Source organism: Methyloceanibacter sp. (assembly GCF_051306395.1).
In the GTDB taxonomy this organism is placed as follows: domain Bacteria; phylum Pseudomonadota; class Alphaproteobacteria; order Rhizobiales; family Methyloligellaceae; genus Methyloceanibacter.
In genome coordinates this window covers 24,383-35,756 of sequence record NZ_JBPPND010000158.1, presented here as the reverse complement: position 1 = coordinate 35,756, position 11,374 = coordinate 24,383, and the positions used below count along the sequence as shown (strand labels likewise).

Annotated in this window: 10 protein-coding genes and 1 pseudogene; 7 read left to right on the top strand and 4 right to left on the bottom strand. The window is 64.3% G+C overall.

The window, feature by feature from the left end; all coding sequences use genetic code 11:
• On the top strand, positions 1-145 hold a 145-nt coding region (gene ruvX, locus ACSLE4_RS08260; RefSeq protein ID WP_435903988.1), incomplete at its 5' end, for a Holliday junction resolvase RuvX.
• A 590-nt stretch (positions 146-735) separates the two neighbouring features.
• A pseudogene (locus ACSLE4_RS08255) lies at positions 736-1,094 on the top strand (transposase); the annotation flags it as partial.
• 89 nt (positions 1,095-1,183) lie between these two features.
• Here ACSLE4_RS08255 and ACSLE4_RS08250 read toward each other — a convergent pair.
• From ACSLE4_RS08250 to ACSLE4_RS08240, 3 genes are all read right to left on the bottom strand, one after another.
• Positions 1,184-1,738 carry a disulfide bond formation protein B gene (locus ACSLE4_RS08250; protein WP_435903987.1) on the bottom strand — a complete coding sequence of 185 codons (555 nt, stop codon included), beginning with the start codon at positions 1,736-1,738 and terminating at the stop codon, positions 1,184-1,186.
• A 12-nt stretch (positions 1,739-1,750) separates the two neighbouring features.
• Positions 1,751-1,906: a DUF5993 family protein gene (locus tag ACSLE4_RS08245; RefSeq protein ID WP_435903986.1), complete on the bottom strand. Its 156-nt coding sequence runs from the start codon at positions 1,904-1,906 to the stop codon at positions 1,751-1,753.
• Between the two features lie 532 nt (positions 1,907-2,438).
• A complete protein-coding gene (locus ACSLE4_RS08240) occupies positions 2,439-4,097 on the bottom strand; it encodes an isovaleryl-CoA dehydrogenase (RefSeq protein ID WP_435903985.1) in 1,659 nt (552 codons plus the stop codon).
• Positions 4,098-4,193: 96 nt separating this feature from the next.
• On the opposite strand from ACSLE4_RS08240, the gene ACSLE4_RS08235 reads away from it, so the two are divergent.
• Genes ACSLE4_RS08235 through dprA form a run of 4 tightly spaced genes read left to right on the top strand, consistent with a single transcriptional unit; the run spans position 4,194 to position 8,278 of the window.
• Positions 4,194-5,150 (top strand): aspartate carbamoyltransferase catalytic subunit, encoded by a 957-nt coding sequence (locus tag ACSLE4_RS08235; RefSeq protein ID WP_435903984.1) that lies wholly within the window; start codon positions 4,194-4,196, stop codon positions 5,148-5,150.
• Positions 5,151-5,155: 5 nt separating this feature from the next.
• Positions 5,156-6,487, top strand: a complete 1,332-nt coding sequence (locus tag ACSLE4_RS08230) for a dihydroorotase (RefSeq protein ID WP_435903983.1) — start codon at positions 5,156-5,158, stop codon at positions 6,485-6,487.
• 32 nt (positions 6,488-6,519) lie between these two features.
• Positions 6,520-7,152 (top strand): glycerol-3-phosphate 1-O-acyltransferase PlsY, encoded by a 633-nt coding sequence (gene plsY, locus ACSLE4_RS08225; RefSeq protein WP_435903982.1) that lies wholly within the window; start codon positions 6,520-6,522, stop codon positions 7,150-7,152.
• Complete coding sequence (gene dprA / locus ACSLE4_RS08220; protein WP_435903981.1) at positions 7,130-8,278, top strand: DNA-processing protein DprA; 1,149 nt, start codon at positions 7,130-7,132, stop codon at positions 8,276-8,278. The genes plsY and dprA overlap by 23 nt, the downstream gene beginning before the upstream one ends.
• A 6-nt stretch (positions 8,279-8,284) precedes the next feature.
• On the opposite strand, the gene ACSLE4_RS08215 is transcribed toward dprA, so the two are convergent.
• On the bottom strand, positions 8,285-8,491 hold the full coding sequence (locus ACSLE4_RS08215; protein ID WP_435903980.1) for a hypothetical protein: 207 nt from the start codon (positions 8,489-8,491) through the stop codon (positions 8,285-8,287).
• A gap of 266 nt (positions 8,492-8,757) precedes the next feature.
• Between ACSLE4_RS08215 and topA the strand changes: the two genes are divergently transcribed.
• The gene (topA, locus tag ACSLE4_RS08210; RefSeq protein ID WP_435903979.1) at positions 8,758-11,370 is read left to right on the top strand and encodes a type I DNA topoisomerase; all 2,613 of its coding nucleotides are present in this window, start codon (positions 8,758-8,760) and stop codon (positions 11,368-11,370) included.
• Positions 11,371-11,374 lie beyond the last annotated feature (4 nt).

Below are 11,374 nucleotides of genomic sequence, written 5' to 3'. Positions count from 1 at the left end.
GTCGACCGCGGCCGTCGAACGTCATCTGATCGAGGCGGATGCGTCCAGAAAGCGCCGGGCCGAGGTCATCGACCGCATGGCCGCCGCCTATATTCTGCAAGGCGCGCTGGACCGGCTCAAGAACCTGGCGGCATCACAGTACTAGGGTCAGGACCCATAACTGAGCGAAAGCGGATGACGGCTTCGAGCCCTTCTCAGACCATTTGCCAGTTGGTAGAGTCTCAGCGTTCTGCGGCTGAGATAACGGCTTCATAAGTGTCCAACCATCTAATCCAAGCCTTCGAATGGATCGCTGAAGCGTTCGAAGAGCTTCGCCTTCCCGGCGTAAGCAAGGGCGCTTTCATGGGCCGTCCAAGCCTCAAACATCTTGGCAGATCGATAATTGGATCGAAAGACGGTAAGTCCCTCGTGGTTCATTGTCCTCTGGAGATCAAAGAGTTGCTTCTTGAGGCGGAGCCGGAGGTCTACTTCGAGACTGAACATTACAGAGGATTCCCAGCAGTCCTGATGAGGCCAGAGAAGACGGACAAAGCGACCTTGCGCACGCGTATTGAGGCCGCTTGGCGAATGAACGCAACAAAGCGACAGCTTTCGGATCTTGAAAGTGATGCTCTCTGAGCTTTGAGCCAACTACACGGGATGTGAACGGCAGCTTCGTCCCGAGAGCGGACCTCGACTGGACCGGGTTCCATATGACGTGGCGTCGTGATTCAAGCACGGCAGGAGGATCTGCCGATGTCAGATCAATTTTGGCTCACCGAGACCCAGCTGAAGCATATTGACCCCCTACTTCCCAAAGTCGCGTGGCGTTCCGCGTGTGGACGACCGTCGTGTCGTCAGTGGGATTATCCATGTCATCCGGAATGGTCTGCGATGGCGGGTTGGCCCCACAAGACGCTCTACACCCGGTTCGTTCGCTGGTCCCGCATGGACATCTTCGACCGCATCTTCGCCAACCTTGCGGCTGAGAGCGAGCCGTCGGACCGGATGATGATTGACAGTACCCATCCCAAGGCGCACCGGACCGCCGCCAGTCTGCTCAAAAAGGGGATTCGCCTCGTCGCATCGGTCGCACGAAAGGCGGACTGAACTCTCCCGTTACGACCGCTGCGCACACACCTTCTTCAGGGTGATCTGCATCGCCGCGGCAGTCATCTTCTGGCTCGGCAAATGAGTCCTGACCCTAAGGCGAACTTTCGAACAGGATATAGTCCTTCGGCTCGTCCGGGCAGAAGCCGGCGCCGCACAGCGCGATCGTCGAGAAGATATTCGCGACGGCCAGTACCAGAAACAAGAGAAGCGCTGACAACGGCAGCGGCTTCAGCCGGACCGACATGGGCTCGGCCCGCGAGAACTGCCGGTCGTCGAGCAGCATGATGGCGCAGCCCACCACGATGACGACGAATGCGATGAACGCCCAGGTGTACAAATGCAGCCCGAACACAGGATTGCCGTATGAGCCCGTGCCCGGAACGATGTGAATTAAGATCTGCCGCATCGAGATGGCGGCCCCGGCCACCGCACCGATAATGGCGACGCCATAATGGCTCGGCTTCGGCCCGAAGATGATGTTCAGCGCGATCCCAAAGCCAGCGGCCAAGAAGCCTACACGCTGCAGGATGCACAGCGGACAGGGGAGATCGCGGAACCAAATTTGGTCGATGAAGGCGAGCGCCAGCACCGTACCGATGCCAAGAAGCCCGATGGCATTCAGCAGCCTCGATAGGTCGCCGGACACGCGGTTCTCCCCCTAAAGCTGGATGTTCAAGACCTCGGTCACATGGACGCGGAACAAGACGAGCATCGTCACAAGCCCGACGACCCAGAAACCCATGGCCACGCCGCGCTGGCGCATCCAAGCCGCGCCAAGTCCACACGCAAAGAGAACAAAGGGTAAGCTCATCATTGTCTAGCCCTCCCGATTGTCCCCCGGCCGGTGCCTAAGTTCCCTCAACCGGCCATTCCATCTTATTGATTCGCTTGCCTTGCAAGGTATTGAAGTTCGCCCCCCGCTGGCAAGCCCTGCTCTGATCCCTCCGAACGCGACGAGGCCGCCCATGGTCGGGGCGGCCTCCCGCTCTAATATCTACGCTCTAAGCCTCGCCGCCGGCCTACCAACAGGCCATGCAGCGGCACCCGCGGACCGGGCGGCACTTATAGCGAAATCCTGGGGGACAGCGGCCCCAGCCGCGGCAAGCGATCTGGCCGATCGGCGAATAATTCTTGGCGACGCCCGGAAGATTCGCGCCCGCCGAGTTCCAAGTCAGTGCCTCCGCCTTCCACGCAACGCCACCTGCGAGCAGCACGGCTGCCGCTAACCCAAGAGAAACTGCCAGCCTACGCATCTTGAGCCTCCTAGTTGGATCGTAACCCACCCTCAGCCTAGCGATACTAGCCGAGTCCCTATGGCGGTGCGATGTCATTCCAGCATCAACACGTCATGCGACTTGCGGTGCGGCGCGATCGAGGATCGCGCGCGCATCGAGCCCCGCGGCTCCAGCGCCATAGGTGCTGCGCCACGTCCCCTGAAGCCGCGTCGCCAGGAAGGCGTCGCTCACCGCCGCCGGTGCATGGGCCAGCAGAAGCGCGCCCGCCTGCGCCAGCGCAAGCTGCTCGACGAGCGTGCGGGCCACGCTCTGATCGCGCATGGCCTCGGCGAGCAGCGTCTCGATGCGATCGAGTGCGGCCTTCAAGCGGGGCTCGTGTCCGCCGAGCGCGTCGATCTCGTCGAGCATACGGCGCAGCGTCTCCGGCGCACGTTCCAAGACGCGCAGCACGTCGAGGCACATCACGTTGCCCGACCCTTCCCAGATGGCGTTGACCGGCACCTCGCGATAGAGCAGTGGAAAGCCGCCTTCCTCCACATAGCCGTTGCCACCCAGGCACTCCATGGCTTCGTAGACGAGGCTCGGCGCGGTCTTGCACACCCAGTATTTCGTGACCGGCGTCATCAGGCGGCGATAGGCGATCTCGTCTTCGTCCGCGCCCCCGTCGAAGGCGCGCGCCAGCCGGAACGACAGCGCGGTCGCCGCCTCGGCGTCGAGCGCCATGTCGGCGAGCACTTGGGCCATCAGCGGCTGATCGATCAGCAATCTCTGGAATACGCTGCGATGCCGCGCGTGATGGATGGCGCGCGCGAGCGCCTGGCGCATCAAGCCTGCGGACGACACCGCGCAATCGAGCCGCGTCAGCGTCACCATGTCGATAATGGTGGGAACGCCCCGGCCCTCCTCGCCCACGCGGAAACCTTGGGCGTTCTCAAACTCAACCTCGGACGACGCGTTGGACCGGTTGCCGAGCTTGTCCTTCAGCCGCACCAGCCGCAGCCCGTTCAACGCCCCGTCCGGCCTCAGGCGCGGCAGCAGGAAGCAGCTCAAGCCGTCTTTCGCCTGCGCCAGGACGAGAAACGCATCGGACATCGGCGCGGAGAGAAACCATTTATGCCCGGTGATGGCATATGTCTCATCGTCGAGGCGCTCGGCCCGCGTGGTGTTGGCCCGCACATCCGTGCCCCCCTGCCGTTCGGTCATGCCCATGCCGAGGGTCACCCCCGTCTTCGTCTCGGCCGTCACAGCCTCCGGGTCATAGGCCCGGCTCAGGATCTTGGGCAGCCATTCGGCCGCAAGTGCCGGGGCGTGGCGGAGCGCGGCCACGGACGCATGGGTCATGGTAATCGGGCAGCAATGCCCGGGCTCCATCTGCGCCGCCATGTAGAAGCCGGCGGCACGCGCCGCATAGGCCCCGGGCTTAGGCGCACCGCCCGTCAACAGATGCTCCCAGGTCGAGCAATGGAGGCCCTGGGCCATACTGATGGCCATGACCTCGTGATAGGCGGGATGAAACGCCACCCGGTCGATCCGCTGCCCTTGGGCATCGAAGGCCTGCAGTTCCGGCGGATGGACGTTGGCGCAGCGTCCGAGCTCGATCGCCGCGGCGCTGCCGGTGACGCCGCCGAACACCTCGAGATCGACGGCCGCCCATTCGGCCCCTTCGCGCGCCACCGCCTCCCGCAACGTCTGGTCCGAGGTGAACAGGTTCACGTCGATAAAAGGCGGGCTCTGATTGAAGGCGGTATCGTCCCGGATCGGATCGGCCATGGTCCTACCGTGCCAAAGCTCCGTTACGGCGAGCTTACCTTAAATGCGCGGCCATGCTTGATGCCCGCGCAGCTCGGGCTTATACAGTGCCCTTTAATGAGCATCGCGGCAGAAGCGCTCACAGCGCCGTTTCCACATCGCCATCTCCTCGGGATAGAAGGTCTTTCCAGCAGCGAGATCACGGCGCTGCTCGACCTGTCCGAGGAGGCGGCTAAGCGTGGCCGTCAGGTGGACAAAAAGCGCGACGACCTGCGCGGCCGCACTCTCATCAATCTCTTTTTTGAAGCCTCGACCCGCACCCAAAGCTCGTTCGAGCTGGCGGGCAAGCGCCTCGGCGCCGACGTGATGAACATGTCGATCCCGACCTCGTCCATCAAGAAGGGCGAGACCCTGATCGACACGGCGGTGACGCTGAACGCCATGCGCCCTGATCTCCTGGTCGTGCGCCACCATGCCGCCGGCGCGGTCGAGCTGCTCTCCCAGAAGGTGGACTGCTCGGTGATCAACGCGGGCGATGGCAGCCACGAACATCCTACCCAGGCTCTGCTCGATGCCCTGACCATCCGCCGCCACAAGAACCGCATCGAGGGGCTGATCGTGGCGATCTGTGGCGACATTCTTCACTCGCGTGTCGCCCGCTCGAACATTCTTCTGCTCAACACGCTTGGCGCCCGCGTCCGCGTCGTCGCGCCCTCGACCCTGCTCGGCGCCGGCATCGACCGCCTCGGCGTGGAAGTCTACACCTCCATGCATGAAGGGCTAAAGGACGCCGATGTCGTGATGATGCTGCGCCTTCAGCGCGAGCGCATGGTGTCGAGCCTGATCCCGAGCCAGCGGGAGTATTTCCACTTCTACGGCCTCGACTACGACAAGCTGGCCCGCGCCAAGCCCGACGCACTCATCATGCATCCCGGTCCCATGAACCGCGGTGTGGAGATCGACTCCAACGTGGCGGACGATGCCCGCAGCGTGATCCGCGAACAGGTGGAGATGGGCGTTGCCGTGCGCATTGCCGTGCTTCAAGCGCTCGCCCGCCATCTGCCCAACGAATGACCGCCATGGACGCCCAAGACGAGCAACACGACACCGACCGCCGCCGCCAGCATCGGCCCCTGGCCTTGGTCAATGCGCGGCTGGTCGACCCGGCGTCGGGGCTCGACGCGTTCGGCGGCCTCCTCATCGAGAACGGCGTCATTGCCGATCTCGGCATGCACATCATGGAGGGATCGGTCGAAAGCGCGGAGTCACTCGATTGCGGCGGGCGCACGGTCGCGCCTGGGCTCATCGACATGATGGTGTTTTGCGGCGAGCCGGGCCATGAGCACCGCGAGACCCTGGCGACCGCGAGCCGCGCTGCGGCGGCCGGCGGCGTCACCACCATTTGCTGCATGCCCAACACCGATCCGGTGATCGACGACGTGGCTCTCGTGGACTTCATTCTTCGCCGCGCCCGCGATACCGCCCTCGTCCATGTCCATCCCATGGCGGCGATGACCCGCGATTTGAAGGGCGAGGAAATGGCGGAGATCGGCCTGCTCCGCGAGGCGGGCGCCGTCGCCTTCACCAACGGCAAAACGAGCGTCGCCAGTGCCAGGCTCATGCGGAACGTCCTGTCCTACGCCAACGATTACGGCGCGTTGGTGGTGCATCACTTGGAGGACGACTCTCTCACGCAGGACGGCGTGATGAACGAGGGCGAGGTGGCGACGCGTCTCGGCTTGCGCGGCATTCCGACCGCGGCCGAGACCATCATACTCGAACGCGATATCCGTCTGGTCGAGCTCACCGGCGCCCGGTATCACGCGAGCCAGATTTCCTGCCGCGCCTCGCTCGACGTGATCCGCGCCGCCAAGGCCCGTGGCCTCCCCGTCACCTGCGGTGTCTCCGTCAATCATCTCACGCTCAATGAGAACGACATCGGCTCCTATCGGACCTTCTTCAAGATGAAGCCGCCGCTGCGCACGGAGGACGACCGGCAGGCCATGGTTGAGGGCGTATCGCAAGGCGATATCGATGTGATCGTCTCCGCGCATGACCCGCGGGGCGCCGAAGGAAAGCGCCGGCCCTTCGCCGAGGCCAATGACGGCGCGGTCGGCCTCGAGACCATGCTCAGCGCGGCACTACGCCTCTACCATAACGGCGAGGTCTCGCTTCATCGCCTGCTCGACGCTCTCTCGGCACGGCCGGCCGAACTCTTGGGTCTCAGCGGGGGGCGGCTCGCCAAGGGTGCCACGGCCGATCTCGTGCTGATCGATCTCGAAATGCCCTGGAAGGTCGAGCCCGAGCAGCTGCGCTCCAAGTCCAAGAATACCCCCTTCGACGAGGCGCGCTTCGAAGGCCGGGCCCTCGTGACATTCGTTGCCGGACGGCCCGTCTATCATTACGGTTGAACCGGCTCGCCGCACCCAAAAGAGGATGATCGATGCCCCCTTCCGAGGACTGGAGCGCGGTTGTCCCGTTGATGCTCGGGCTCATCTTCGCGAGTTTTGTCGTCGGTTATCTGCTCGGCTCGATTCCGTTCGGCCTCATCCTCACCAGGCTTTCCGGCGGCGGTGACGTCCGCAAGATCGGCTCCGGCAATATCGGTGCGACCAATGTCTTGCGCACCGGCAACAAGCCGCTGGCCGCTCTCACCCTCCTCCTCGACGTGCTCAAAGGAACCGCCGCCGTCTGGTTGGGTTCGCATTTCGGACCTTACGCCGCCATGTTCGCCGGCCTCGGCGCCTTCCTCGGCCATCTCTACCCGGTCTGGCTTGGATTTCGCGGCGGCAAAGGTGTGGCCACCTATATCGGCGTGGCGCTCGGGCTTTATTGGCCTGCGGCGCTCGCCTTCTGCGTCGTCTGGCTCCTGGTCGCCATTACGACGCGCTACTCTTCTCTCTCCGCGCTCGTGGCGAGCGCAGCCACTCTCGGCTCCCTCGTGCTCACGGGACAATCTCGGCTTGCGGTCTTCTTCGCGTTGCTTACCGCCCTTCTCTACGTCCGCCACGCCGGCAATATCCGCCGCCTAACGAACGGCGAGGAGACGCGCATTGGCGAGAAACAAAAAGCCTGAGGCCGGCACGCGCCTCAACGACGCCCAGCGTCTCGCCTGGCTGCGGTTGATCCGCAGCGAGAATGTCGGCCCCGCCACGTTCCGTGCCTTGGTCAACGAGTTCGGCGGCGCGCAAGCCGCGATCGAAGCGCTGCCGGACTTGTCGCGGCGCGGCGGGCGGGCGCAAGAGATCCGCCTCGGCAGCATCGCGGACGCCGAAGCCGAGATCGAAGCCGCGCGCGCCATGGGCGCCCATCTCGTGGCGCTCGGCGAACGGGGCTATCCCCCCGCGCTCGCGCAAGTCGATGCGCCCCCGCCCCTCATCTACGTAAAAGGCCGGCTCGAACTTGCCGAGATCCCCATTGTCGCCATTGTCGGCGCGCGCAACGGGTCCGCCGTCGGTCAGAAATTCACCCGTCAGATCGCAAGCGCGCTGGGGCTCGAAGGGTTCGTCGTCGCCTCGGGACTTGCGCGCGGGATCGACACCGCCGCGCACACGGCAAGCCTCGAGCATGGAACCATCGCGGTCGTCGCCGGCGGGATCGACGTCGTTTACCCGCCGGAGAATGCAAGCCTCCAGCAGGCGATCGGCGAGCGCGGGCTCCTCGTCAGCGAGCGCGCCCCTGGCTTCTCGCCCCGCGCGAAGGACTTTCCACGGCGCAATCGGCTGATCTCCGGGATCGCGTTGGGCGTGGTTGTGGTGGAGGCGGCCGAGCGCTCGGGCTCTCTCATCACCGCGCGGCTTGCCGGCGAGCAAGGCCGTGAGGTCTTTGCCGTCCCCGGAAGCCCGCTCGACCCGCGCGCGGCCGGAACCAATAATCTCCTGAGGCAAGGCGCCACACTGGTCACGGACGCAAAGGATATCGTCGAAACGCTGGCGCCCATCCTCGGCCATTGCCCCCTCCCGCCCAGCATAGAACTCGCGTCATGCGACGAGACGGACACGCCCCCGCCGCTCCCTGATATCGCTCAAAGTGACCGCGAGCGCGTGTTGGAGGCGCTCGGCCCGAGCCCCGTCGATATCGACGAGCTCATTCGGGTCACGGGCCTGGAGACGCGGAAAGTCCACATTATCCTGCTTGAGCTCGACCTGGCCGGACGGCTCCAGCGCCACGGCGGCCAGCTCGTGTCGCTGAGCGAGCCCTAGAGGGCGTCAGTCGCCCTTGGCCTTTTCGGTGTTGGCCTCCTCCAGCGCCATGGTGAGCAAATAGGCCAGGAAGGGCATGCGCGCCTCCTGCGCCAGCGACTGCAAGCCCTTGAGCAAGGAGCCGATATATTCGGCGGCCTCCTTGCGACAAGGCTCCGATTGACCCTTGATGGAATTTGCGCCTACTGGTGGCTCGGCGCGGGACCCTGCCATTCGATTCCGCCTCGCATCGCGCCCATTGGTCACCACCACCGCCTCCACAAATGGCGTATGCAGCGCCGGTTGCCGTACCAAGAACACCGTTTGGATTATCGTCTTAGAGTTGTATTTAGTTATTATATACACCCTAAAGTTGTCAATCGTCCGTTCCCTGAATTTGACAGCGGCTGATCCAGACACCATTTTCGGCGCATGGCGGGGTCGATTCCGGGCCCATCGCCCTCAGCCAGACGCATTTTCGCGCGGCTAGGAACATCTCAATGAACATTGTAATCGTTGAATCGCCAGCCAAGGCCAAGACAGTCAACAAGTACCTCGGGTCAGATTACCGGGTGCTGGCCTCCTATGGGCATGTGCGCGACCTACCCTCGAAGAACGGCTCGGTCCTGCCCGACAACGACTTCGAGATGCTTTGGGATGTCGACCCCAAATCGGCCAAGCGGCTGAATGAGATCGCCCAAGCCGTCAAGGGCGCCGACAAGCTCATTCTGGCCACCGACCCCGACCGTGAGGGCGAGGCCATCTCCTGGCACTTGCTCCAGGTGCTCGACCGCAAGAAGTTGCTCGGCAAGATCCCGGTCGAGCGCGTCGTGTTCAATGCCGTCACCAAAGAGGCGGTGCTGGAGGCCATGCGTCACCCGCGCCAAATCGACGAGCCTCTGGTGAACGCCTACCTGGCCCGCCGCGCGCTCGATTACCTCGTTGGCTTCACCCTCTCTCCGGTGCTGTGGCGGAAACTGCCGGGCGCCCGCTCCGCCGGCCGCGTTCAATCCGTGGCACTGCGGCTCGTCTGCGACCGCGAGCTCGAGATCGAGCGGTTCAAGGCGCAGGAATATTGGACGATCATCGCCGCGCTCGCCACGGACAAGAAGGAGGCGTTCGAGGCACGGCTATTCTCCGCCGAAGGCGAGAAGCTTGAGAAGTTCGACATTCCGGACGCCGAGAATGCGGAACGCCTGAAGGCGGCGCTCGAAGGCGGACGCTTCACCGTCGCCAAGATCGAGAGCAAGTCTCAGCGCCGCAACCCGGCCGCACCTTTCACCACCTCCACCCTGCAGCAGGAAGCCTCGCGCAAGCTCGGCTTCTCGCCGCGCCAAACCATGCAGCTCGCGCAGCGCCTCTACGAAGGCGTGGACGTTGGCGGCGAGGCCGAAGGTCTCATTACTTACATGCGAACGGACGGCGTGCAGATCGTACCCGAAGCCGTGTCCGCAATCCGCAAGCTCGTGACCGGGCTCTTTGGCGACCGCTACGTGCCCTCCTCGCCGCGCCAATACGAGACCAAAGCCAAGAACGCGCAAGAGGCTCACGAAGCCATCCGCCCCACCGATTTCAGCAAGGCGCCCGACAAGATCGGCCGTTACCTCGATGCCGACGGTCTGAAGCTCTACAAGCTCATCTGGCAACGCACGCTCGCAAGCCAAGCCTCGAGCGCGGAGATCGAGCGCACATCCGTGGATATCGACGTCGCGGGCACGGACGGCAAACCCTATGGCGTGCGCGCCACGGGCTCCGTCATCCGCTTCGACGGCTTTCTCAAGATCTACGAGGAAGGCGTGGACGACGCCGTTGGCGAGGACGGCGCGCTGCCGGCGATGAGCGAAGGCCAAGCGCTCGACCCGCGCGACATCGAGGCGAAGCAGCACTTCACCGAGCCGCCCCCGCGCTACAGCGAAGCCACCCTCATCAAGAAGTTGGAGGAGCTCGGCATCGGACGCCCCTCCACCTACGCTTCAACGCTGAACGTGCTGCGCGAGCGCGACTATGTCCGCATCGACAAGAAGCGTCTCTATCCCGAGGATAAGGGACGGCTTGTCACCGCCTTCCTCGAAAGCTTCTTCAAGCGCTATGTGGAATACGACTTCACCGCGGACCTGGAGGAGAAGCTCGACCTTATCTCGGCGGGCGAGCTTCAGTGGAAGGACGTGCTGCGCGATTTCTGGCGCGACTTCATCGGCGCGGTGGACGATATCGGGGATCTCCGGATAACTCAGGTGCTGGACGCCCTGAACGATCTGCTGGGCCCGCATGTCTTCCCCGACACCGGGGACGGCGGCGATCCACGCGCCTGTCCGTCCTGTGGCGAAGGCCAGCTCAGTCTGAAAGTCGGCAAGTTCGGCGCCTTTGTCGGCTGCTCCAACTATCCCGACTGCCGCTTCACGCGCCAGCTCGCCGAGACCGGCGACAAGGCCGCGTTGGCCGACGGCAAGGTGCTCGGCACCGATCCGGAGACCGGCTTCGAAGTGAGCGTGCGGACCGGCCGCTTCGGGCCCTATATCCAGCTCGGCGAGGCGGATGGCGGCGAGAAGCCGAAGCGCGCCTCGATCCCCAAGGGCACCGATCCGGAAGCCATCGAGCTTGACCGCGCGCTGGCGCTGTTGTCGCTGCCGCGCGAGATCGGCACCCATCCGGAGACCGGCAAGCCGATCACCGCCGGCTATGGCCGCTACGGGCCTTACGTCCAGAGCGACGGCAAATATGCGTCCCTCAGCACTCCCGAAGAGGTGTTCGAGGTCGGCGCCAACCGCGCCATCGCGCTTCTGGCCGAGAAGGCCGCGAACCGTAGCCCGCGCGGGTCGAGCGTTCTCAAGGAGCTCGGCGAGCACCCCACGGAGGGCGGCAAGGTGCAGGTGCTGAGCGGCCGCTACGGCCCTTACGTGAAGCACGCGAAGACCAACGCCACGATCCCCAGCGACCGAGCGCCCGAGGAGGTCACCCTCGAAGAGGCCGTGGAGCTGATCGCCGCGCGCGCCGCCAAGGGCCCCGCCAAGAAGAAGGCGCCAGCCAAGAAGGCCGCCGCGAAGAAACCGGCGAAGAAATCCGCGCGCAAGAGCGCAAAGTCCAAGGAGGCCGCCGAGGAGGCGGCAAGCTAAGCGG